Below are 21,128 nucleotides of genomic sequence, written 5' to 3' on the forward strand. Positions count from 1 at the left end.
TCACTTCACGCTGCGGGCGAGGCTTATGAAAACCACGCTGGTTGCCTGGCTCGCCACCTTGCTGGCGTTCCTGCTACTCGACGGGCTCTGGCTGGGGCTGATGATGGGCGAAACCTACCGGGCCCAGTTGGGGGCGCTGCTGCTGGAACAGCCACGGCTGTTGCCGGCAGCGCTGTTCTACCTCCTCTACGTTAGCGGTTGCCTGCTGTTCGCCGTGCGGCCCGCCCTGCAACAGGGCGGCTGGCGCCGGGCTGCGTGCCTGGGGGCGCTGCTCGGGCTGGTGGCCTATGGCACTTATGACCTGAGCAACTGGGCGACCTTGCAGGGCTGGTCGGCTTCCCTGGCGCTGCTGGACATGGCCTGGGGCATGCTGGCCAGTGCCCTGGCCTGCAGTTTCGGCGTCTTCTGTGCCTGCCGCTGGGTGCCTGGCGCAGGCAGCGGTAGCTAGGTCTGCTCCAGGGGGCCAGTCAGGCGCGGCGGCAGTTCTTTATTTCGGGTAGGGGTCATGTCATTGAATCAATGTGAGGTATGGCGGTGAGCATCGAACGGCGCAACGCTGATGGGTTTGCCCTGCAGGTGATGTTGGGGCTGTGCCTGATCTGGGGCGTGCAGCAGGTGATGATCAAGTGGGCCGCGGCGGACATCGCACCCATCATGCAGGCGGCCGCCCGTTCGGGGATCTCGGCGCTGCTGGTGGCTGTACTGATGTGCTGGAAAGGCGGCTGGTCCCAGGTTTCCAGTACCTGGCGCGGCGGCTTGCTGGCCGGCGCTCTGTTCGGCCTGGAGTTCCTGTTTATCGCCGAAGGCCTGAAGCTCACCAGCGCCGCGCACATGTCGGTGTTTCTCTACACCGCACCGATCTTCACCGCCCTAGGGGTCAATTGGCTGTTGCCCAGCGAACGCTTGCGGCCCTTGCAATGGTTGGGGATCGTCCTGGCCTTTATCGGCATCAGCATTGCCTTTGCCGGCGGGATCTCCCTGGACAACCTGGACCGGCGCATGCTCCTGGGTGACATTCTGGGATTGCTGGCGGGGCTGGCCTGGGGCGCGACCACAGTGGTGGTGCGGGCTTCGCGGCTGTCCGAGGCGCCGGCGACCCTGACCCTGTTCTATCAGTTGATCGTCGGTTTCGTCGGCCTGTTGCTGATCGCCGTGCTCAGCGGCCAGGTGACCCAGGTCAGCCTGACGCCGGTAGCGGTGGCCAGCGTGTTGTTCCAGGGGCTGGTGGTGTCGTTCTTCAGCTACCTGACCTGGTTCTGGCTGCTGCGGCGTTATCTGGCGGCGAACCTGGCAGTGTTTTCCTTCATGACCCCTATGTTCGGCGTGACCTTCGGCGTGCTGTTACTGGGCGAGCCCTTGAGCCTCAACTTCGTGCTGGGGGCAATGCTGGTGCTGTTGGGTATTACCTTTGTCAGCGCCGAACAGTGGCTGCGGCGGCGGATCCAGCGCTTGTTGTAACCCGCGCTTCACGAGACCACCGCACGGCGCTGTGCCCTTGGTTGCAGTTGCCAGAGCAGGCTGGCGCCGATCAGCAAGCCGCAGCCCGCCACCACCAGCGCCAGTTGCAGGTCGCCGCTGAAGTGGCTGCTCAGGGCGGCCAGCAACGGGCCGCTCAACTGGCCCACGGCAAAGCAGGCAGTGAGCAGGCCGGCGTTGCGCTGGGCCGACTGCGGCGCCAGTTCCCGGGAGCGCTGCATCACCAGTTGCATGCAGGCCAGGAACGGCGTGCCGCACAGCAACACGCCCAATACCAGCCCCAGGCCACTGCCCAGCAGGCAGGCAAAGACCCCGGCGGCCTGCAGCCACAAGGTCGCCATCAGCCATTGCCGGGTGCTGTGTGGGGTGTGCCGACGCAGGCTGGCCAGGGCCACGCCCACGGCCGCGGCCAGGCCGAAACCGGGCCAGAACAGGTCGGCCTGCCACTGGCCCTGGAAGCGTGCATTGGCCATCTGCGAAAGAAAGGTCGCGGGGATGATGTAGCCCACGCCATACAGGGCGTAGACCAGCCCCAGGCGCGCCACGCTGTGCTCAGGGGCGCAGGTGCTCTGCATTTCGCCATTGGGGCGCGCCGAGGCCGGGGGCAGGATCGGCAGGATCACCAGCAGCATCAACAAGGCGACCGCGGCATACAGCAGCCACAGGTTGGCCGAGCTCTGCCCCAGAAGATTGGAGCCCAGGGCCAGTAGCCCGGTGAGCATGATGCCCAGCCCCGGGCCGGCGAACACCAGGGCCCCGAGGCGTGGCCGGCCCGCCGCCTGGGCCAGGGGTTGGCTCAGGGCCGTGATCATCACCAGCACCCAGGCGCTGGCCACCCCGGTGCCGAAGCGCAGCAGCAGATGCGGCCAGAAGCCCTGGGCCCAGAACGAGGCCAGGGTCAGCAACACGCACAGCCACAAGCCGCCCAACAGGCGCAGGCGCACCTGGGCCGGACGCCGGGCGAACATGGCGTCCAGGGCTCCGAGCAAATAGCCCAGGTAATTGGCGGCGGCAATCAGCCCGGCGGCGGTCAGGTCGACCTGGCCTTCACTGATCAGGTGCGGCAGTTGCGGGGTCAGGGCGAAGCGGCCAATGCCCATGGCCATCATCAGGGCAATGAAGCTGGCGAGCAGGCGGAGCAGGGGAGACATGGTCGGCTTTCCATCAATGGGGGTAATGACCGTCAGGCTAGGGCTGATTGACTTTCTTTAAAAATGAATAATATTGAGTAACTTGTTCAGTTTTGGAGAAAATCATGGAGTTCAGCCAATTGCGCATCTTTCAGGCCGTGGCCGAGGAAGGCTCCATCACTCGCGCCGCCGAGCGCCTGCACCGAGTGCCGTCGAACCTCTCGACCCGGCTCAAGCAACTGGAGGAGCAACTGGGGGTCGAACTGTTCCTGCGCGAGCGTCAGCGCCTGCAGTTGTCGCCGGCGGGCAAGGTGCTGCTGGATTACGCCGCGCGCCTGTTCGCCTTGCACGATGAGGCCCATGCCGCGGTGCAGGGTGGTCAGCCGGCCGGGGAGTTTGTCCTGGGCACCATGTACAGCACCGCGGCGATTCACTTGCCGGCCTTGCTGGCGCGTTATCACCGGGCTTATCCGGCGGTGAACCTGCAGGTGCAGTCCGGGCCCAGCGGCGAGTTGCTCGAAGGCTTGCTCACCGGGCGCCTGGATGCGGCCCTGGTGGACGGGCCTCTGGAGCTGGCAGGCCTGGATGGCGTGCCCCTGTGCGACGAGACCCTGGTACTGATCAGCGAAGCCGACCATCCGCCGGTGCGTACGGCCCGTGACGTGGAGGGCCGTGCGGTGTTCACCTTTCGCCAGGGCTGCTCCTATCGCATGCGTCTGGAATCCTGGTTTGCCCACTACCACGCCGCGATGGGGCGGGCCATGGAGATCGAGTCCTATCAGGGCATGCTGGCCTGTGTGATCGCCGGTTCCGGGGTGGCGCTGATGGCCCGGTCGATGCTCGACAGCCTGCCGGGTCGCGAAAGCGTGGCGGTGCATGCCCTGGCCGAGCCTTTCGCCCGGGCCACGACTTGGTTGATGTGGCGCAAGGGTATGGTCGGCGCCAACCTCAATGCCTGGATCGAGCTGCAACAAAGCGCTGGCGTGCAGCTTGCGCAGCAGGCGCGGGCCCATGCTTGAGCGCCCGATGGCCATTGGCTTTAATCCAGTAACAGTTCATTGCCATTGCGCAGCAGCGCGCTGGAAAAGATAGGGCTATTATCTGCTTGAGGCGGCGCAGTATCGCCGCTCGGCACGACCCTGAGGGGGCACTATGAAAGACAAACTGCAAAGCTGGCTGCACGACCTTGGCGTCGCACTGGGCCTGATCGAGCCACCGCTGCAACCGGTGCCGATTCCTACCGACGAAGAGCTGCGGCGCCGTCAACAACGTCGTCGCTGAAGCAGAGGCGAGAGCGGAGTGCAGGCTCCGGCTCTCGCGGATGTTTTCTAGCCGGCAGTCGCTGGGCCACAGGCCTGGGGCAATCGGGTCAATCCTGGTTTTGCCGGGCCTTTTCCAATAACCATTGCACCAGATCATCCACCTTTTCCAGTTGCCCTAGCGCTTGCTGCTCTTCACGGGGCAAGACACCCAGGTCGAACCTGTCCTCCAGGCGCCACAGCAGCGCCTCGATATCATCCCTGTCCAGCCCCAGTTCAGAGAGACCGCTCTGGTCATCGAAATCCACAGGCTCATCCAGCCAGTGGCGAATGAGCAGGTGCACCGCCGCGCGCGCTTGGGCCCGATTCATCTGCGTTGCTCCCGATACGACAGCAGGTCAGGCGGGACGGGCAGCGTCGGCGCGGGTCTTTTCCAGGATGAACAGGCTCAGCTCGCTGATGCTGCTGATTCGAGACAGGTCGCGGTCGGGGTCCAGGCGAATGTTGAACTCTCGCTCCAGGCTGTGCAGCAGGGCCTTGAGGTCCAGGGAGTAGGTGTCGTGTTCGCGAGCCTGGCAGGGCGGTATTGGCCACTTCTGGGCCATTTGTGCATCGATGGCATGACGGATGCTTTGCTGGATGTAGAAACGGTCCATAAACACCTCGGGGCAGGGAGAGGCTCTTATTGTTTTATGACCCCATCCAAGGGTGAAGCGATAGCGTGCACTGAGGCGGCCAGCGATCCTTGTACTGTTTTCCTGCGGGAACAGTCGTCGCTGGATCTGAGTACAGCACAGGTTTTTTTCCGACGGGGTGACCATTCGTCCATTCATGGGGCCGACGAAAATGGCTGCGGGCGTTGCCCTTCGGTGCCTTGAGGCGTTTGCCAGGCGAAAAAAAACGGGTGCGGCCACCGACGCCGCACCCGTCGAAGAAAAGCTTCAGAGCTCCGGCTTCATGTCAGATTGCGTTGGCCAGGGGCGCAGGGCGCCGGGAAGCCAGGCTCACTACCACGAAACTGACCAGGCCCACGACCAGGCTGTAGTAGATCGGCGTGTTGGCATCCAGGCCGTCCTTGAACATGAAGAACAGTGCGGTGATGAAGCCCAGGCTCATGCTGGTGATGGCGCCAGCGGTGGTGGCGCGCTTCCAGTAGATGGCGCCGATCAGCGGGATCAGCATGCCGCCCACCAGCAGGTTGTAGGCCAGGGTCAGGGCGCTGATCACATCGCTGACCACCAGGGCGATGCCCAGGACCACCACACCCAGCAGCAGGGTGGCGATACGGTTCTCATGGACATCACCATTGCCGCTTGTACGACCGCCCCGTAGCCGCGGCAGCAGGTCCTGGGTCACGGTGGTGGAGGCCGCCAGTAGGCCGGCGCTGGCGGTGGACATCAGCGCCGCCAGGGCGGCGGCGATCACCAGGCCGCGGATGCCGTTGGGCAGGCTGGTCTCGACGATGCTGGCAAAGGCGTTGTTGACGTTGTCCAGATCGGGCAGCAGCACCTTGGCGGCCATGCCGATCAGCGCGCCGGCCAGGCCATAGAGCACGCAATAGATACCGGCGGCGGTGCCGGCGACCTTGGCCACTGTTTCGCTCCGGGCGGTGAACACCCGCTGCCAGATGTCCTGGCCAATGAAGATGCCGAAGAAGTAGATCAGGAAGTAGGTGAGGATGGTGTCCCAGCCGATGGCGGTGAAGTCGAAATAGCTGGCCGGCAGCTTGGCTACCAGGGTGTTCCAGCCGCCGGCGTCGGCGATCGACATCGGCATCAGCAGGAATACCAGGCCGATGGTCATGATCAGGAACTGCACGATATCGGTCAGGGTCAGCGACCACATGCCGCCGATGGTGGAGTAGAGCACCACCACGCCGCCGCCCACCAGGATCGAGACCCAGAACGGCAGGCCGAACAGCACCTGCATCACAGTGCCGATGGCGATGGTCGAGGTGGCGCCGATCATCAGTGCGTAAACCAGCATGATCAGGCCGCTGGCGTGGCGTGCTGCCGGGTTGTAGCGACGCTCAAGCACCTGGGTCACGGTGTAGATCTTCAGCTTCAGCAGGGGTTTGGCCAGGAACAGGCTGAGGCCGACGATGCCCAGACCGATGGCGCCGCAGAGCCAGAAGCCGGAGATGCCATGGACATAGCCCAGGCGCACGGTGCCGATGGTCGAGGCGCCGCCCAATACGGTGGCCGCCATAGTGCCCAGGTAGAAGCCCGGCCCGAGGTTGCGGCCGGCTACCAGATAGTCGTCACGGGTCTTGGCCCGGCGCATGCCGTACCACCCCAGGGTGATCATGCCGGCGGCATAGATCAGTACTACGAGAATATCCAAGCCCATGTTGGGGTCCTCACAAACAGGTTGTTATTGTGGTCGCCCGCGTCTGCGGGTGGTCAGCCGGTGCTCCGGCAGGGTTACAGGGGTTAGGTCAGGCCTGATGGGGCCGGGGGGCAGCGAAAGCGCTCCGGGAGCCAGAACCTTGCGCCGCCCAGCCGGGCTCTACAGTGCTCGGGCACTCAACTGCGAGGCTTGCGCAGCCTTGGTGGCTTGGCTGCGAGGGTCATCGGGGCCATACACCGCTGGCGGTTCCGGGAACAGGCTGAGCAGCGCCAGGTACAGCAGCGAGGCCAGGCCCAGGGTCACCGGCAGGCTGATATCGATGCCGTCTGCCAGGTTGCCCAGGGGGCCGACGAACTGCCCCGGCAGGTTGACGAAGCACAGGCCCACCAGGGCGCTGGGAATCCAGGCCCCCAGGCCACGCCAGTTCCAGCCGTGGTTGAACCAGTAGCGCCCGCCGCGCTCACCACGGGTGAACACTTGCAGGTCATCCGGGCAGTAGTAGCCGCGGCGAACCAGCAGGCCGATCAGCATGATCACCATCCACGGGGTGGTGCAGGTGATGATCAGCACGGCGAAGGTCGAAACGCTCTGCACCAGGTTCGCCGCGAAGCGCCCGATAAAGATGAAGGCGATCGATAGCACGCCGATCAGCAGGGTCGCCTTGACCCGCGACAGCAGTCGTGGGAACACGCTGGACATGTCCAGCCCGGTGCCATACAGCGAGGTGGTGCCGGTGGACATGCCGCCGATCACCGCGATCAGGCACACCGGCAGGAAGAACCAGCTCGGCGACACCGCCAGCAGCCCGCCGACATAGTTGTTGGCGGCGATGTAGTCCGGCGCCTTGACCGCCACGATGGTGGCGGTGGCCAGGCCGAAGATGAACGGGATCAGGGTGGCGAACTGCGCGGCGATCACCGCCAGCATGATGCGCCCCTTGGGGGTGTGCCGCGGGATGTAGCGTGACCAGTCGCCGAGGAAGGCACCGAAGGAAATCGGGTTGCTCATGGCCACCAGCGCGGCGCCGATGAAGGCCGCCCAGAAACCCGCCTGGCCCATGGCCAGGGTGCCGGCGAAGTGGCTGTCGAAGGCCGGGGCGAAGGCGAAGATCCCCAGCAGGAACAGCAGGCTGGCGGCCCACACGGCGATGCGGTTGACCCACAGCATGAAGCGGAACCCGTAGATGCATACCGTCAGCACCAGCAGTGCGAACAGGCCGTAGGCCAGGCCCAGGGTCAGGTCGGTTTCCGGCAACTGCGCCAGGCGCTTGGCGCCGCCCACAAGGGCGTCGCCCGAGCTCCACACCGAGAGCGAGAAGAAGGCGATGGCGGTCAGCAACGACAGGAACGAGCCAACGATGCGTCCGTGCACACCGAAATGCGCGCCGGAGGACACCGCGTTGTTGGTGCCGTTGATCGGCCCGAACAGGCCCATGGGTGCGAGGATCAGTGCACCCAGGGTCACTCCCAGGACAATTGCCCAGAGCCCGGCCTGGAACGACAGGCCGAACAGCACCGGGAAGCTGCCCAGCACAGCGGTGGCGAAGGTATTGGCGCCGCCGAAGATCAGGCGAAACAGGTCGCTGGGGCCGGCGTCGCGTTCGTGGTCGGGGATCTGTTCCACCCCGTTGGTTTCAATGCTGCTAAGGCTTTTTTCTTTGTTGTTGTTATTCATGATCTGCTCCGATCACATTGGCTAAGGGGGGGGCAGCCCTTCCGGCATAGCGGACAAATGTTCGTGACAGGCCAGCCAAAGGCCTTGTTGTTGTTTGCGAAACACAATGGTTTCGCGTTCCTGGCTGAAGTGTTGCTCTCCTTGCATGCGCAGCTGTGTGGCCACGTCATGAATAAACACGGCGACATCGCCCTGCAGGCTGACGACGGCGTTGCTCGAGGTGCATGACAACACCTCGAAGCCGTCCTCAGCGCGCCACTGATCCCACAGTGCCTGGTAGGCATCGCGTGACAGCAGCGGCTGAGGAAGGGTGTAGAAAACGAAACTGGCATCGGCGCTGAACGCCGCGAAGTAGGCTTCGCGGTCGTTACGGGCGAAGGCCGCGACCAGTTCGGCCGCGGCGTTGAGGACGTTCTGTTGGTCGCTCATGGCCGGGACTCAGCGATGGGTCACGCCAGGCAGTACGCAGAGCATTTCGTACAGCAGGTTGGCGCCCAGCAGCGAGGTATTGCCGGTGGTGTCATAAGGTGGCGAAACCTCCACCAGGTCGCAGCCCACCAGGTCCAGGCCCTGGCAGCCACGGACAATCTCGATGGCCTGGATGGTGGTCAGGCCCCCGATTTCCGGGGTGCCGGTGCCTGGGGCCCAGGCCGGGTCGATGCCGTCGATGTCGAAGCTCAGGTACACCGGGCCGTTGCCGACTTTCTCGCGGACTTCGGCCATCAAGGGCTCCAGGGATTTGTGCCAGCATTCTTCGGCCTGGACCACGCGAAAGCCCTGCTTGCGGCTCCAGTTGAAGTCTTCGGCGGTGTAGCCCTGGGCGCGCAGGCCGATCTGCACCACGCGGTCGCAGTCCAGCAGGCCTTCTTCCACAGCGCGGCGGAAGGTGGTGCCGTGGGCGATCTTTTCACCGAACATGTGGTCGTTGACATCGGCGTGGGCATCAATGTGCACCAGCCCGACCTTGCCGTGTTTCTTGTGGATGGCCCGCAGGATCGGCAGGGTGATGGTGTGGTCGCCGCCCAGTGTCAGGGGAATCACGTTGTGTTCGAGGATGCCGTCATAGGCTTCTTCGATGATGCGCACCGCGTCCAGCAGGTTGAAGGTGTTGATCGCTACGTCGCCGATGTCTGCCACCGACAGCGAGTCGAACGGGGCAGCACCGGTGGCCATGTTGTAAGGGCGGATCATGACTGATTCGGCACGGATTTCCCGCGGGCCGAAACGGGTACCGGCACGCAGCGAGGTGCCGATGTCCAGGGGCACGCCGACGAACGCAGCGTCCAGGCCGGCAGCGGATTGCAGATGGGGAAGACGCATCATGGTGGCGATGCCGCCGAAGCGCGGCATTTCGTTGCCGCCCAGTGGTTGGTGGAGAATCTTGTCCACGGGATAGGCCTCATCGTTGTTTTATATTTATGGGGTCGACGGCGCAGTGAATCCTGCCCGAGCAACCGAGTGGGGCCGATTCTGCGAAATGTAGTGCGGGGAAAGAATCGCTACGAACAAATACTTAGTTCAGATTTTTCTAAACTAATGGCCGATGGCGCGCTAGACTCCCGCGCTGCTCCCCAGGCCTTTCGTGGCGAAGGAGCTGCTCCCGTCCGGTGGTGCAGCCATCGTGATCCGGGTTGCAAGGTTGGATTGAAAGCGGGCATGGAGGCCATCGGGGTTGCTTTTCCGCTCCTCGAGAACCCGCACCCTCGCCGCAGTGAGGTTGTCGTTTTGCCTGTTATCGGAGCCTGTCATGGCCAACGCTTTACCTGATCTGAAACTATTGCGCATCTTCGTCAGCGTGGTGCGGCATCAGGGGTTCGCCAACGCCCAGCACGAACTCAATCTTTCCACCTCGGCCATCAGCACCTACATGAGCCAGCTGGAGGCATCCCTGGGCCTGGTGCTCTGCCACCGTGGCCGCGGTGGTTTCAGCCTGACCAGCAAGGGCGAGTTGTTCCACCAGGAAACCCTGCGCCTGCTGGGCGAGCTGGAAGGTTTCGAACAGTACGCCGCAGCCCTCAAGGGCGAGCTTCGCGGGACCCTGAACCTGGGGGTGATCGACTCCACGGTGAGCGACAAGGCCCTGCCGTTCGCCGAGGCCATCGGCGCCTACAGCCAGGAGCATCCGGCGGTGCACCTGCACCTGTCGGTGATGAGCCCCCACGAGTTGCAACTGGGGGTGCAGGACAATCGCCTGGACCTGGCCATCGGCGCCTTTTCCACGCGCATGAGCGGCCTGGTCTACATGCCGCTGTACCGCGAGCAGCATTGGCTGTATTGCAGCAACCGCCACCCGCTGTACAGCGAGCGGCGCATTCCCGAGCAGGTGATCACCCAGCAACGCATGGTCGGCCGCGGCTACTGGAGCCAGGCCGAACTGGCCCGTCACGGCTTCAAGCACAGTGCGGCGACGGTAGAGAGCATGGAGGCGCAGTTGATCCTGGTGCTGTCCGGCGCCTACATCGGCTACCTGCCGGAACATTACGCCCAGGCCTGGGCGGACAAGGGCGATTTGCGGGTGCTGCTGCCGGCAACCTTCGGCTACCAGGCGCCGTTCTCCATGATCATGCGTCGCGGACGCGGTCGTGAACCGTTGATCCAGACCTTTCGCGACCTGCTCAAAGCCCAGCTCAACCAGTCATAAGGAGGTCCCATGTCTCGAGCACGCTGCGAGCGTTGCCTGCGCCCTGCGGGCCATTGTCTGTGCCCGCTGATTCCCCAGCTACCCAGCCGCACCCGAGTGCTGCTGTTGCAGCACCCCAGTGAGGTCAACCATGCCTTGAACACCGCGCGTCTGGCGGCGTTGGGGCTGACCAACGCCGAACTGGTGGTGGGGGAGGTGTTCGAGGAGCTGCCGACGTTGCTCGACCAGCCCGGATATCGAGCTTGCCTGCTGTTCCCGGCGGATGATGCCCGGCCATTGCAGGCCTATGTCGAGATGGACGACCCGATGCTGCTGGTGGTGCCCGACGGCACCTGGCGCAAGGCGCGCAAGTTGCTGCACCTCAATCCGTTGCTGGCGGCGCTGCCACGGGTGACCCTGGCGAGCGCGGTGGAGTCTCGCTATCGCCTGCGCAAGGCCCCGGGCCCGGGAGCCTTGTCCACTGTGGAAGCGATCGTGCAGGCATTGCAGGTACTGGAAGCACCTGCTTCGTTCGAACCGCTATTGCGGCCTTTCGAGGCTCTGATCGAAGGGCAAATTGCCGCGATGGGCGAAGACACCTACCAGCGCAACCACGCCAAATCCTGACCGCTCCCGAATCCGGAGCCGCAGGCGGTGATGGCGCGCGCAAGGGCTCCGCTCTTCCCGGCCACCCCACAAACCTTCAGGAGCGCCGCAGGGTCTTCTGCCGCAGGATATAGAGACTTACCAGCACCGCGCTGGTCAGCATGAAGCCCCGGGCCCAGGGCGATGGCACCAGGTAGCAGGAGAAACCGATGCTCAACCACATCAGGCCGATGGCGTAGACCTTGCCCTTGAGCGGAATGCCGTTGCCGTCGAGATAGTCGCGGATCCACGGACCCAGGTGCGGGTGGTTTACCAGCCATTGGTAGAAGCGTGGCGAGCTGCGGGCAAAGCAGGCGGCTGCCAGCAGCAGGAAAGGCGTGGTAGGCAATACAGGAAGGAAGATGCCCACTACCCCCAGCGCTACGCTCGACCAGCCGATGGCCAGCAGAACGTAACGCCATAGCAGGGGGCGTTGGCCTATGGGCTTGGCCATAGGCAACGACTCAGTGGTGGCGCGGCTTGAGCAGTGCAGGTTTTTCGTCGGGTGCGTTGCACAGCAGGTACAGCGCGGTCAGCGCTTCCGGGATCTGCACGATCATGTCGTCCATCAGGTTGGCATCGCTGGCGATGTCGGAGAACTCCGGCTGTTCATCGAACAGGCCGGAACCCACCATGATCGGCAGCAGCATCTCGCTGACTTCTTCCTCGGCGGTTTCGAACCAGGCCGCTTCACGCAGGAACACGCCTTCCATGAAGCCGATGCACCAGCCGCGCAGGTCGGAGTCGTCCGGGTCCTCGCCCAGGTCGAGTTCGCAGGGCAGCTCGAATTCTTCGTCGGAAGCCAGTTGACGGGCGATGTGCGCCTTGAGGGCCAGCAGGGTCGACTCGATGGCTTCGCGTTCGGCGTCGTCACGGTAGTGCGGCTCTTCGGCGAACAGGGCGTCGATCCATTCACGGTCCGGAACGCTTTCCGAGCAGATGGACAGCGCGGTCAGGTAGCCGTGAGCGGCCACGTAGTCCAGCGCCTCGTCGTGCAGATCATCTGCATCGAGGAAGACTTGCAGGCGGGTTAGTTGCTCAGCGAAGGACATTGACGGCTACCTTGGGGAATAAACGATGCTGAATTCTAGGCTTTCTTGCGCGCTCAAGCCAGCCGCGGTGCCGATTTGAGCGGTTCTAAAGGTTACCAGCGGTCCATTGTCGGTGCCCTTTGCCGGGAAGGGGTCGGGTATACTCGCGCGTTTTGTGATGCCCTGCAGGCTGGCCGTCCGCTTCGGACAAGTGCGCTTACGCAAATGTCGGTGAAGCGTGCCGGTTTTTCGTCCAGTCTGCCCCCAGGGATTTCAGCGATTTTTGGAGTTTTTCATGCTCGAACAGGCTCAACGCGTCCTCAAGGACATCTTCGGCTACGACAGTTTCCGTGGTCGCCAAGGTGCGATCATTGAGCGCGTGGCCAGCGGCGGCGATGCCTTGGTACTGATGCCCACCGGCGGCGGCAAGTCGCTGTGTTTCCAGGTTCCGGCGCTACTTCGCGAAGGGCTGGCGGTGGTGGTTTCGCCGTTGATCGCGCTGATGGACGACCAGGTTGCGACCCTGGAGGAACTCGGTGTCGCAGCGGCAGCCCTGAACTCCACCCTCAGCCCCGAGCAGCAGCGTGACCTGGCCGCGCGCATCCGGCGCGGCGAAGTGAAGATGCTCTACCTGGCCCCCGAGCGCCTGGTCCAGCCGCGCATGCTGGCGTTTCTGCAGAGCTTGGAAATCGCCTTGTTCGCGATTGATGAAGCCCACTGTGTGTCCCAGTGGGGCCACGACTTCCGCCCCGAATACCTGCAATTGGGGCAACTGGCGCAGATGTTTCCCCAGGTGCCGCGCATTGCCCTGACCGCCACGGCTGACAAGCGCACCCGGGAAGAGATCGTCAATCGCCTGCACCTGCAGGACGCCGAGCGTTTTCTCTCCAGCTTCGACCGGCCGAACATCTTCTATCGCATCGTGCCCAAGGAGCAGCCCCGCAAGCAGTTGCAGGCCTTCCTCAACGAGCGGCGCAGCGATGCCGGGATCGTCTATTGCCTGTCGCGCAAAAAGGTCGATGAAGTAGCTGCATTTCTCTGCGAGCAGGGCTTCACCGCGCTGCCCTACCATGCCGGGTTGCCCAATGAGCTGCGGGCCTATCACCAGAAGCGCTTCCTCAATGAAGAAGGCCTGATCATGGTGGCCACCATTGCCTTCGGCATGGGCATCGACAAGCCCAACGTGCGCTTCGTGGCCCACATGGACTTGCCCAAGTCACTGGAAGCCTACTACCAGGAGACCGGTCGCGCTGGCCGTGACGGCCTGCCGGCAGATGCCTGGATGGCTTATGGGCTGCAGGACGTGCTGATGCTCAAGCAGATGCTGCAGAACTCCGAGGGCGACGAGCGCCACAAGCGTCTTGAGCAGCACAAGCTCGATGCGATGCTGGCCCTGTGCGAGGAAACCCGTTGCCGGCGCCAGACCCTGCTGGCCTATTTCGATGAAGACATGCCGCAACCCTGCGGCCACTGCGACAACTGCGTCGATGGCGTACAGACCTGGGACGCCACTGAGCCGGCACGCCAGGCGCTGTCGGCGATCTATCGCACTGGCCAGCGCTACGGCGTCGGTCATCTGGTGGATGTGCTGCTGGGCAAGGACACGGAGAAGGTTCGCAGTTTCGGCCATCAGCACCTGTCGGTATTTGGTGTCGGCAAGGCCCGCAGCGAAGGCGAATGGCGTTCGCTGTTCCGCCAGCTGGTGGCCCGCGGCTTGGCGGATATCGACCTGGAAGGCTACGGCGGCCTGCGCCTGAGCGACAGCTGCCGCCCGCTGCTCAAGGGCGAAGTGACCCTGGAGTTGCGTCGTGATCTCAAGCCGCAAACCACCCCCAAGAGCAGCACCAGCCAAGCCAGCCAGCTGGTACGGGGCGAGGAGCGCGAGCAGTGGGAGGCGCTGCGGGCCCTGCGGCGCAAGCTGGCGGAAGAACATGGAGTGCCGCCCTATGTCATTTTCCCCGATTCCACCTTGCTCGAAATGCTTCGCAGCCAGCCCGGCTCCATGGCCGAAATGGCCGAGGTCAGCGGCGTGGGCGCGCGTAAGCTGGAGCGTTATGGCGCAGCCTTCCTCGAAGTCCTCGGCGGCGGCGTCGAGGCGCCGAAAGTGGTTGCCGACCTGCGCCATGAACTGATCACCCTGGCTCGCGCAGGGATGACCCCCGTGCAGATCGCCGGCCAGTTGCAGTGCACGGAAAAGAACGTCTACACCCTGCTCGCCGAAGCCATCGGCAAGCAGCAAATTTCGCTGGAGCAGGCCCTGGACTTGCCGGAAGACCTGCTGGGAGAGATCCAGGATGCGTTCCTCGACGGCGAGGGCGAGTTGCCGCCAGTGGCCGAAGTTATCCCGATGTTTGCCGGACGGGTGCCGGAAGGGGTGCTGTATTGCGTGCGTGCGGCCTTGGAGTCGGAGTTTGAAATGTGAAGGGGTGCGTCAATGTTGTAACGATTCAGTCCCTTACAGGCCTTGCCTCCGGGCAAGGGGCATGCTTAGCTGACTAATAATTAGTTTTTCCTTATTTTCAGTCTGATCATGAGTGTTTTATGCCGTTAACCGATGAACACCGTTTTGGTATGCAGCTGGCGCATATGTCTCGCGGCTGGCGTGCCGAACTGGACCGCCGCCTGGCGGGGCTCGGCCTGTCCCAGGCCCGCTGGCTGGTGCTGTTGCATTTGGCCCGCTTCGAAGAGGCACCCACTCAGCGCGAGCTGGCGCAAAGCGTCGGCGTAGAAGGGCCGACCCTGGCTCGCTTGCTGGACAGCCTGGAAACCCAGGGCCTGGTTCAGCGCCAGTCGGTGGTGGAAGATCGCCGGGCGAAGAAAATCGTTCTCTGTCCGTCCGCCCGCCCCTTGATCGAACAGATCGAAACCATCGCCACCGCCCTGCGTCATGAGCTGTTCGTTGGCGTTGACGAAGAAGACCTGCGGGTCTGCATTCGCGTTCATGAGCGCATCCTGGCCAATCTGGAAAAATCCTGACGCCTTCTCCGGGGTTGCCTGACCCCGGTTTGTCTCGTTTCTCTCTCATTCTGAATTCAAGCCTGCTGCGCCCAGGGGCGTTTCTTGCGTGCCTGTCAGAAGGTCTGGCCCAGATTCAGCGACAGGGCTTTCTGGTTGTCGTCGTTGAAGCCGTAGCTGAAGTTCAGCGGCCCCAGCGGCGTGTCGAAGCCGAGAAAGATGCTCGCCGCGTTGATGTAGCCGCTGTCGAAGGCATTATCGTTGTTCCACGCCCGGCCCCGTTCCAGCGAGCCTCCCAGGTACAGTGGAAAGTCCAGGGGCAGGTAGGAGCGCGGTGTCAGGCGACGGAAGTACACGGCGTGAGCCAGGCTGATGTTCTGCCCGGAGAGGGCGTCCTGGCGGAAACCGGACAGTTGTCGAGCTCCACCGAGCAGGAAGCTGGACGTCACCACGTCGGCGTTGTCCAGGGTCCGGCCATAGCGACCGCCCAGGACAAAGGTATTGGGGCCGCTGCTCAGCGCCTTGTCCAGCTTGAACTCCCACTGCCGGTAGCGATTGTCCGAACCCAGGCTGGGTTCGAACTGGCGCAGGCTCAGCTTGATGTCTTCGCCGGAGTGAGGAAAGTAGACGTTGTCCAGCGAGTCGAAGGAGTACTGCAGCTGGTAGTAGCCTTCGTTGAAGTTTTCGCTGGGCAGGTTATGGTCGCCGATGCGCACATCGGCCTTGCCCCAGGCTTCGCCGACGCCGAAACGCACTTCGCCGCTGTTGCCGATCTGGCGCCCAAGGTTGAGCCCGAAACCGTAGCGTTCCACGCGGTATTCGGCGATCGGGTCGTTGTCCAGCACCGCCTCGACGTTCTGCGCTTCGGCGGCGATGAAGGGCGCAATGAAGTAGCGTGAACCGGCATCCAGTGGCTGGTAGAACTCGCTGTAGAGTTCCTGCTGATCACCAATCTGCACCCGGGTCAGCCATTCTGCACCCAGGCTGTTGATGCCGTTCATGCGATAGCTGGCGCCGATATTGAACGCGCTGTCGCCACGCATGTCATCGGACAGGTTCAGCCCCAGGCGCAGGTAGTCGGTACCGCTGCGCTTGCCCCGGGCGCTGATCACCAGCGTGTTGTCCTGGCCCTTGTGGGTGACGCGATACTGCACCTGTTCGAAGAAATCCAGGCCGTACAGGGTGCCCATGTCGGTTTCCAGGCGGCCCAGGTCCAGCGGCTCGCCGATGCGCTGGCGGATGTAGTAGCGGATCACTTCGTCGCTGACCTTGGAGTCGTTTTCCACCTTGATCGCGCTGATGATCGGCGTGCGCTGGCTGGGCTGGCGCGCAGCGGTCAGTTCGGCGTCCAGCGCATGGGCCGGGCGCAGACGGGCCAGGCGCGCGTCGAGGATGCGGGTGGCGCGGTAGCCGGCGTCGATCATTTCCTGGGCCCGGCCAAAGTCGGTAACGCCAAAGCTCGACAGCGCTGGCTGGATCAGCACGTCGTCCTTGTGCAGCGCCGCCAGTTGCACCTCCGAGTTGCGCCGGGTCATCAGGGTGATGGACTGGTTCAGCACGTCGACCACGGTATTGAGTTGCTTGCGCGAACGCAGCGGTGTGCCGATGTCCACCACGATGGCGATGTCGACCCCCATGTCCCGCGCTACGTCCAGGGGAATGTTGTCGGTCATGCCGCCGTCCACCAGCAGACGGCCATCCAGTTCCACCGGTGCGAACACGGCCGGGATCGACATGCTGGCGCGGATCACCTGGGGCAGGTGGCCCTTGCGAAACACCACTTTCTCGCCGCTGGCGATATCGGTAGCCACGGCCCGGAAGGGGATCGGCAGCTTGTCGAAGTCACGGGTATCGCTGGCGTGGGCCAGTTTGCTTTCCAGCAGCAGCGCCAGGTTCTGTCCCTGGATCACCCCCAGCGGCAGGCCCAGGCTGCCGTCGTCGCGGAAGCTGAGTTTCTGCTTGACCAGGAAATCCCGATCGTCCTGCTTGCGCCGGAACGGCACGTCTTCCCGGGGCGGGGCATCGGACAAGGCTTGTCGCCAGTCGATGTCCAGCGCGAGCTTTTCCAGTTCGTCGATCTTGTAGCCCGAGGCATACAGCCCGCCGATCACTGCGCCCATGCTGGTCCCGGCGATGGCGTCGATGCGGATGCCCTGTTCCTCCAGGGCCTTGAGCACCCCGATGTGGGCCAGGCCGCGGGCGGCGCCCCCAGACAGCACCAGGCCGATTTTCGGTCGTGGCGCTTCGGCAGCGTGAGCGAGCAAGGGCAGCAGGCAGAGGAACAGGCAGGACAGCAGGCGGCGCATTACGGTTCTCGGGGCGGGCGATAAAGCCGGCTATTATAACGACGCCCTTGAACCCAGGAGTCGGCCGTACCATGACTGAACGTAAACCCGAAGTGATCATCACCTATTGCACCCAGTGCCAGTGGCTACTGCGGGCGGCGTGGCTGGCCCAGGAACTGTTGAGCACCTTCAGCGACGATTTGGGCAAGGTGTCCCTGGAGCCGGCGACCGGTGGGGCCTTTCGCATCACCTGCGATGGCGTGCAGATCTGGGAGCGCAAGGCCGATGGTGGCTTTCCCGAGGCCAAGGTGCTGAAGCAGCGGGTTCGCGACCAGATCGACCCCGAGCGCGACCTGGGCCACAACGACCGTACTCAGTGAGAGCCGGCTTCAGCCGTGGCTGCCTTGCTGCCCGAACCCGCCGACAGGCGGCTTGAAACCACGATGGCAACGATGATCAAGGCCCCACCGAACAACATGCGCAGGGTCGGGTTTTCGCCGAACAGCAACCAGGCCACGGTAATTCCGTAGACCGGTTCCAGGGCAAACACCACCGCTGCGGTGCGCGCCTTGATCACTGCCAGGCTGGCAACAAACAGGCTGTGGGCCAGACCGGTGCAGAAAATTCCCAGCAGGCTGATCCACAGCCAGTCCATGGCCCGCACCTGGCCAAGCTCGGGAGCCGCCACCGGCAACAGGCACAAGGCGACCACCACGTTTTGACAGAGCGCCGCCTGCACCGCGGGTATCCGCCCGGAGCTGGCACGGTTGTTCAGCGACAGCAGCGCAAACAGCAGGCCCGAGCCCACGGCCCAGAGCAGGCCGGTGGTGGCCTGGCTCGCCAAGTCGAAGTCCGGGGTCACCAGCACCAGGCCGATGCTGACCAGCAGCACCAACAGCATTTCGTTGAAGCGGATCCGCTCGCGGAAGATCAGGCCTTCGAGAATCACCGTGAACGCCGGAAAGCTGGCAAAGCCCAGGGTCGCGATAGCCACCCCCGCGACCTTCACCGCCACGAAGAAACTCACCCAGTGCCCGGCCAGCAGCAGGCCGCTGAGCAGCAGGCGCCGCCAGTCGGTGGCGGCCAGTTTCTGCCAGGGGGTGTTGCTCGCCAGGCGGGCGAAGACGCCCAGGGCGAGCACGGCAAAGGCTGCGCGGCCGAAGACGATGACCGCGGGCGAAGCGGCGGCGAGCTTACCGAATACACCGGTCAGGCCGAACATCAGGGCACCGATATGCAAGGCGCCAAGGGCGGTACGCGGAGTCATTTTTATCCTTAACCACAAGACGGGCAGTAATGGCCTTAGGCGGCAATGGGCTCAGTCTAGGGGCGGGGCGGCCTGTTGGTCTGTCGCGATCCTGGCGTTTTTTGTCGAGGGATTAGCGTCTGCCCCTTGGCGCAGTTGGCGCGGCGAGTGGCCGTACTGCCGCAGTATCGCCGCACCAAAAGCACTCTGGGAGCTATAGCCCACGCGGCTGGCGATTTCGCCCATGGGCAAGGTCGATCCGCGCAACAGTTCCAGGGCCATGTGCAAGCGCCGGCGTCGAACGTATTCCATGGGGCTGGCCCCGCACTCGGCGATGAACCGTGCATGCAGGCGGGCCGCGGACAGCCCGGTGATACGGGCCAGGTCGGCCACCTGCAAGGGGTGGGCGGCGTGACGATCGATATGGGCATTCAGGGCGGCATAGGGCAGGCGGCGCTCGCCGGGCTGGCTGTCGGCGCGATGATTGAGGCTGGCCAGCAGCAAGACCGCGCCTTGCAGGGCAATCAAGGGGTCGTCCACCGGGCTGTCCGCCAGCCAGTTGACCAGGCGGCTCTGGCTCGGCCCCAGGACCTGGTGTCGGGGCGCATCGAGCAAACGCCGGCTGGCCTCGGCATGTTCCCCCAACGATTGCTGCACCCAGTGTTCGCCGGGTATGTCCAGCACCAGGCAATGGCTGCCGCTGGGGCTGCCGCAGACATGCCGGGCGCCGGCCGGCACCACCACAAAGCTCTGCTGCTGCACCTGGCTGCCCTGGCCTTCGACTTCGAAATCGAGCTGGCCACGCAGGCCGAACACCAGCTGCGCATGTTCGTGGCTGTGGGCGATCAGGTCATGGGTGTAGTGGCGCAGGGTGAGGATAGATCCCATCACGGTCTCCTTGGCAGGCGGCCAGTCTACACCGGTGGTTGGACGTTTCGCGCTGTCATCGCACTGCCGCATTTGTGTCATGGGCTATTAATCGCTGGGGCGCAAGCTCGCAAAAAATCCAGGAGAGCGTCCATGACCCATGCCGAACTCGCCAAGCCCAGCCGCAAGCAACGGGTGCGGACCCTGTGGATTTCAGACGTGCACCTGGGCACCCGGGATTGCCAGGCCGAACACCTGGCACGCTTTCTCAAGGCCTATCACGCCGATCGGATCTATCTGGTGGGCGACATCATCGATGGTTGGAAGCTGCGCGGCGGCATGTACTGGCCACAGGCCCATACCAACGTGATCCGGCGCCTGCTGACCATGAGCAAGCGCGGTACCGAGGTGATCTACGTCACCGGCAACCACGACGAATTCCTGCGGCGCTACTCCAAGCTGGTTCTCGGCAATATCCAACTGGTGGACGAGGCGGTGCATGTCACTGCGGACGGGCGCCATCTGCTGGTGATCCACGGCGATCAGTTCGATGTGATTACCCGCTATCACCGCTGGCTGGCCTTTCTCGGCGACTCGGCCTACGAATTCACCCTGACCCTCAACCGGTGGCTCAACCACTGGCGGGCGCGTTATGGCTATGGCTACTGGTCGCTGTCGGCCTACCTCAAGCACAAGGTCAAGACGGCGGTGAGCTTCATCAGCGATTTCGAGGAAGCTATTGCCCACGAATGCGTCAAGCGCGAGTTGCACGGGGTGGTCTGCGGCCACATTCACCATGCCGAGATCCGTAAGGTGGGCGAGGTGGATTACCTCAATTGCGGTGACTGGGTGGAGTCCTGCACGGCCCTGATCGAGCACTGGGACGGCAGCATCGAACTCTATCGCCTGGCCGAGGCCCAGGCCCGTGAGGCCCAGCTCAAGGCGGAGCGGATGAAAGTCGCGGAGCCGGCCTGAGCCCGGGGCCGACCGGCGTTTTTCAGGCCGGGCTGGCCTGCTCCATGGCCGCCTTGTACAGCGACTGCCGGGGCTGGGCGAACAGCCGTTGCAGCATGGGCTCGAAGAAGCTCAGGGGCAGGCTCTCGTAGGCCGGATCGAAGGCGGCGGCGTCGTACTTGGCGCAGAACTCGGCGGTGTACTGGTACAGCGGGTGGTCACTGAACTGCTCGCGCAGGTGGCGATCCATGCCCAGGTGATGGAAGAAGTAGTAACCCTGGAAGATCCCGTGTTTCTCCACCATCCACAGGTTTTCCGGGCTGACAAAGGGCTTGAGAATGGCGGCGGCGATATCCGGATGGTTATAGGAACCCAGGGTATCGCCAATGTCGTGGAGCAAGGCGCAGACCACGTATTCCTCGTCGCGCCCGTCGTGCCAGGCGCGGCTGGCGGTCTGCAGGGAATGGGTCAGGCGGTCCACCGGGAAGCCGCCGAAGTCGCCTTCCAGCAATTGCAGGTGGGCCAGGATGCGTGTCGGCAACTGCTTGGCGTAGGCACTGAAGTCCGCGGCAATGATCGCCCAGTCCTCCTGGGTGCCGTTCTGCATATGGGTAAAGCGCGCCTGGGTGTTCATCGG

Annotated in this window: 23 protein-coding genes; 10 read left to right on the forward strand and 13 right to left on the reverse strand. The window is 63.8% G+C overall.

Going from position 1 to position 21,128, the window contains the following annotated elements; genetic code table 11:
- Positions 1 to 25: 25 nt before the first annotated feature.
- On the forward strand, positions 26 to 448 hold the full coding sequence (locus tag KCG88_RS27450; RefSeq protein ID WP_210713556.1) for a DUF2177 family protein: 423 nt from the start codon (positions 26 to 28) through the stop codon (positions 446 to 448).
- Between the two features lie 86 nt (positions 449 to 534).
- Positions 535 to 1,458 (forward strand): DMT family transporter, encoded by a 924-nt coding sequence (locus KCG88_RS27455; protein WP_047284674.1) that lies wholly within the window; start codon positions 535 to 537, stop codon positions 1,456 to 1,458.
- An 8-nt stretch (positions 1,459 to 1,466) separates the two neighbouring features.
- Here KCG88_RS27455 and KCG88_RS27460 read toward each other — a convergent pair whose 3' ends face one another.
- On the reverse strand, positions 1,467 to 2,627 hold the full coding sequence (locus KCG88_RS27460) for a YbfB/YjiJ family MFS transporter (RefSeq protein WP_210713557.1): 1,161 nt from the start codon (positions 2,625 to 2,627) through the stop codon (positions 1,467 to 1,469).
- Positions 2,628 to 2,731: 104 nt separating this feature from the next.
- On the opposite strand from KCG88_RS27460, the gene KCG88_RS27465 reads away from it, so the two are divergent.
- Both KCG88_RS27465 and KCG88_RS31165 read left to right on the forward strand, forming a co-directional pair.
- A complete protein-coding gene (locus KCG88_RS27465; RefSeq protein WP_210713558.1) occupies positions 2,732 to 3,625 on the forward strand; it encodes a LysR family transcriptional regulator in 894 nt (297 codons plus the stop codon).
- A gap of 133 nt (positions 3,626 to 3,758) precedes the next feature.
- Positions 3,759 to 3,887 (forward strand): PA1414 family protein, encoded by a 129-nt coding sequence (locus KCG88_RS31165; RefSeq protein ID WP_011059908.1) that lies wholly within the window; start codon positions 3,759 to 3,761, stop codon positions 3,885 to 3,887.
- A gap of 88 nt (positions 3,888 to 3,975) precedes the next feature.
- Here KCG88_RS31165 and KCG88_RS27470 read toward each other — a convergent pair whose 3' ends face one another.
- The 6 genes from KCG88_RS27470 to speB form a co-directional block, all read right to left on the reverse strand.
- Positions 3,976 to 4,236, reverse strand: coding sequence for a hypothetical protein (locus tag KCG88_RS27470; RefSeq protein WP_047336023.1), 261 nt, complete (start codon positions 4,234 to 4,236; stop codon positions 3,976 to 3,978).
- Positions 4,237 to 4,263: 27 nt separating this feature from the next.
- The gene (locus KCG88_RS27475; RefSeq protein ID WP_047284428.1) at positions 4,264 to 4,521 is read right to left on the reverse strand and encodes a hypothetical protein; all 258 of its coding nucleotides are present in this window, start codon (positions 4,519 to 4,521) and stop codon (positions 4,264 to 4,266) included.
- Between the two features lie 304 nt (positions 4,522 to 4,825).
- The gene (locus tag KCG88_RS27480) at positions 4,826 to 6,214 is read right to left on the reverse strand and encodes a sodium:solute symporter (RefSeq protein ID WP_047284429.1); all 1,389 of its coding nucleotides are present in this window, start codon (positions 6,212 to 6,214) and stop codon (positions 4,826 to 4,828) included.
- 159 nt (positions 6,215 to 6,373) lie between these two features.
- Positions 6,374 to 7,888: a cytosine permease gene (locus KCG88_RS27485; RefSeq protein ID WP_047284430.1), complete on the reverse strand. Its 1,515-nt coding sequence runs from the start codon at positions 7,886 to 7,888 to the stop codon at positions 6,374 to 6,376.
- A 21-nt stretch (positions 7,889 to 7,909) separates the two neighbouring features.
- Entirely contained in the window at positions 7,910 to 8,317 is a 408-nt protein-coding gene (locus KCG88_RS27490; protein WP_047336025.1) for a nuclear transport factor 2 family protein, read from the reverse strand.
- A 9-nt stretch (positions 8,318 to 8,326) separates the two neighbouring features.
- Positions 8,327 to 9,277: an agmatinase gene (gene speB / locus KCG88_RS27495; protein WP_047284432.1), complete on the reverse strand. Its 951-nt coding sequence runs from the start codon at positions 9,275 to 9,277 to the stop codon at positions 8,327 to 8,329.
- Positions 9,278 to 9,635: 358 nt separating this feature from the next.
- Here speB and KCG88_RS27500 point away from each other — a divergent pair, with 358 nt between their 5' ends.
- The gene (locus tag KCG88_RS27500) at positions 9,636 to 10,529 is read left to right on the forward strand and encodes a LysR family transcriptional regulator (RefSeq protein WP_011059913.1); all 894 of its coding nucleotides are present in this window, start codon (positions 9,636 to 9,638) and stop codon (positions 10,527 to 10,529) included.
- A gap of 9 nt (positions 10,530 to 10,538) precedes the next feature.
- The gene (locus tag KCG88_RS27505; RefSeq protein ID WP_210713559.1) at positions 10,539 to 11,135 is read left to right on the forward strand and encodes a DTW domain-containing protein; all 597 of its coding nucleotides are present in this window, start codon (positions 10,539 to 10,541) and stop codon (positions 11,133 to 11,135) included.
- A gap of 76 nt (positions 11,136 to 11,211) precedes the next feature.
- On the opposite strand, the gene KCG88_RS27510 is transcribed toward KCG88_RS27505, so the two are convergent.
- Positions 11,212 to 11,607 (reverse strand): YbaN family protein, encoded by a 396-nt coding sequence (locus KCG88_RS27510; RefSeq protein ID WP_047284434.1) that lies wholly within the window; start codon positions 11,605 to 11,607, stop codon positions 11,212 to 11,214.
- 10 nt (positions 11,608 to 11,617) lie between these two features.
- Positions 11,618 to 12,205, reverse strand: coding sequence for a YecA family protein (locus KCG88_RS27515; RefSeq protein ID WP_011059916.1), 588 nt, complete (start codon positions 12,203 to 12,205; stop codon positions 11,618 to 11,620).
- A 274-nt stretch (positions 12,206 to 12,479) separates the two neighbouring features.
- Between KCG88_RS27515 and recQ the strand changes: the two genes are divergently transcribed.
- Both recQ and KCG88_RS27525 read left to right on the forward strand, forming a co-directional pair.
- Positions 12,480 to 14,606 (forward strand): DNA helicase RecQ, encoded by a 2,127-nt coding sequence (gene recQ, locus KCG88_RS27520; protein WP_210713560.1) that lies wholly within the window; start codon positions 12,480 to 12,482, stop codon positions 14,604 to 14,606.
- 119 nt (positions 14,607 to 14,725) lie between these two features.
- Entirely contained in the window at positions 14,726 to 15,160 is a 435-nt protein-coding gene (locus KCG88_RS27525) for a MarR family transcriptional regulator (protein WP_011059918.1), read from the forward strand.
- A gap of 95 nt (positions 15,161 to 15,255) precedes the next feature.
- Here the strand turns inward: KCG88_RS27525 and KCG88_RS27530 are convergent, their stop codons facing one another.
- The gene (locus KCG88_RS27530) at positions 15,256 to 17,445 is read right to left on the reverse strand and encodes a patatin-like phospholipase family protein (RefSeq protein WP_047284436.1); all 2,190 of its coding nucleotides are present in this window, start codon (positions 17,443 to 17,445) and stop codon (positions 15,256 to 15,258) included.
- 71 nt (positions 17,446 to 17,516) lie between these two features.
- On the opposite strand from KCG88_RS27530, the gene KCG88_RS27535 reads away from it, so the two are divergent.
- On the forward strand, positions 17,517 to 17,804 hold the full coding sequence (locus tag KCG88_RS27535; RefSeq protein WP_011059920.1) for a SelT/SelW/SelH family protein: 288 nt from the start codon (positions 17,517 to 17,519) through the stop codon (positions 17,802 to 17,804).
- Here KCG88_RS27535 and KCG88_RS27540 read toward each other — a convergent pair.
- Entirely contained in the window at positions 17,798 to 18,691 is an 894-nt protein-coding gene (locus KCG88_RS27540) for a DMT family transporter (protein WP_015634597.1), read from the reverse strand. The genes KCG88_RS27535 and KCG88_RS27540 overlap by 7 nt on opposite strands.
- Positions 18,692 to 18,742: 51 nt before the next feature.
- A complete protein-coding gene (locus KCG88_RS27545; protein WP_210713561.1) occupies positions 18,743 to 19,558 on the reverse strand; it encodes an AraC family transcriptional regulator in 816 nt (271 codons plus the stop codon).
- Between the two features lie 132 nt (positions 19,559 to 19,690).
- Between KCG88_RS27545 and KCG88_RS27550 the strand changes: the two genes are divergently transcribed.
- A complete protein-coding gene (locus tag KCG88_RS27550) occupies positions 19,691 to 20,512 on the forward strand; it encodes a UDP-2,3-diacylglucosamine diphosphatase (protein WP_047336029.1) in 822 nt (273 codons plus the stop codon).
- A 22-nt stretch (positions 20,513 to 20,534) separates the two neighbouring features.
- Here the strand turns inward: KCG88_RS27550 and KCG88_RS27555 are convergent, their stop codons facing one another.
- Positions 20,535 to 21,125: a phosphohydrolase gene (locus KCG88_RS27555; RefSeq protein ID WP_210713562.1), complete on the reverse strand. Its 591-nt coding sequence runs from the start codon at positions 21,123 to 21,125 to the stop codon at positions 20,535 to 20,537.
- Positions 21,126 to 21,128: the final 3 nt, after the last annotated feature.

Origin of the sequence: Pseudomonas sp. MWU349, from assembly GCF_017947325.1 — a bacterium.
Taxonomy (GTDB): Bacteria; Pseudomonadota; Gammaproteobacteria; order Pseudomonadales; family Pseudomonadaceae; genus Aquipseudomonas; species Aquipseudomonas protegens.

Excerpts from the sequence above, each read along its gene's own strand:
- KCG88_RS27450 (WP_210713556.1), top strand. The coding sequence starts at position 26 with ATGAAAACCACGCTGGTTGCCTGGCTCGCCACCTTGCTGGCGTTCCTG.
- KCG88_RS27460 (WP_210713557.1), bottom strand. The coding sequence starts at position 2,627 with ATGTCTCCCCTGCTCCGCCTGCTCGCCAGCTTCATTGCCCTGATGATG.
- KCG88_RS27465 (WP_210713558.1), top strand. The coding sequence starts at position 2,732 with ATGGAGTTCAGCCAATTGCGCATCTTTCAGGCCGTGGCCGAGGAAGGC.
- KCG88_RS31165 (WP_011059908.1), top strand. The coding sequence starts at position 3,759 with ATGAAAGACAAACTGCAAAGCTGGCTGCACGACCTTGGCGTCGCACTG.
- KCG88_RS27470 (WP_047336023.1), bottom strand. The coding sequence starts at position 4,236 with ATGAATCGGGCCCAAGCGCGCGCGGCGGTGCACCTGCTCATTCGCCAC.
- KCG88_RS27475 (WP_047284428.1), bottom strand. The coding sequence starts at position 4,521 with ATGGACCGTTTCTACATCCAGCAAAGCATCCGTCATGCCATCGATGCA.
- KCG88_RS27480 (WP_047284429.1), bottom strand. The coding sequence starts at position 6,214 with ATGGGCTTGGATATTCTCGTAGTACTGATCTATGCCGCCGGCATGATC.
- KCG88_RS27485 (WP_047284430.1), bottom strand. The coding sequence starts at position 7,888 with ATGAATAACAACAACAAAGAAAAAAGCCTTAGCAGCATTGAAACCAAC.
- KCG88_RS27490 (WP_047336025.1), bottom strand. The coding sequence starts at position 8,317 with ATGAGCGACCAACAGAACGTCCTCAACGCCGCGGCCGAACTGGTCGCG.
- KCG88_RS27500 (WP_011059913.1), top strand. The coding sequence starts at position 9,636 with ATGGCCAACGCTTTACCTGATCTGAAACTATTGCGCATCTTCGTCAGC.
- KCG88_RS27505 (WP_210713559.1), top strand. The coding sequence starts at position 10,539 with ATGTCTCGAGCACGCTGCGAGCGTTGCCTGCGCCCTGCGGGCCATTGT.
- KCG88_RS27510 (WP_047284434.1), bottom strand. The coding sequence starts at position 11,607 with ATGGCCAAGCCCATAGGCCAACGCCCCCTGCTATGGCGTTACGTTCTG.
- KCG88_RS27515 (WP_011059916.1), bottom strand. The coding sequence starts at position 12,205 with ATGTCCTTCGCTGAGCAACTAACCCGCCTGCAAGTCTTCCTCGATGCA.
- recQ (WP_210713560.1), top strand. The coding sequence starts at position 12,480 with ATGCTCGAACAGGCTCAACGCGTCCTCAAGGACATCTTCGGCTACGAC.
- KCG88_RS27525 (WP_011059918.1), top strand. The coding sequence starts at position 14,726 with ATGCCGTTAACCGATGAACACCGTTTTGGTATGCAGCTGGCGCATATG.
- KCG88_RS27530 (WP_047284436.1), bottom strand. The coding sequence starts at position 17,445 with ATGCGCCGCCTGCTGTCCTGCCTGTTCCTCTGCCTGCTGCCCTTGCTC.
- KCG88_RS27535 (WP_011059920.1), top strand. The coding sequence starts at position 17,517 with ATGACTGAACGTAAACCCGAAGTGATCATCACCTATTGCACCCAGTGC.
- KCG88_RS27540 (WP_015634597.1), bottom strand. The coding sequence starts at position 18,691 with ATGACTCCGCGTACCGCCCTTGGCGCCTTGCATATCGGTGCCCTGATG.
- KCG88_RS27545 (WP_210713561.1), bottom strand. The coding sequence starts at position 19,558 with ATGGGATCTATCCTCACCCTGCGCCACTACACCCATGACCTGATCGCC.
- KCG88_RS27550 (WP_047336029.1), top strand. The coding sequence starts at position 19,691 with ATGACCCATGCCGAACTCGCCAAGCCCAGCCGCAAGCAACGGGTGCGG.
- KCG88_RS27555 (WP_210713562.1), bottom strand. The coding sequence starts at position 21,125 with ATGAACACCCAGGCGCGCTTTACCCATATGCAGAACGGCACCCAGGAG.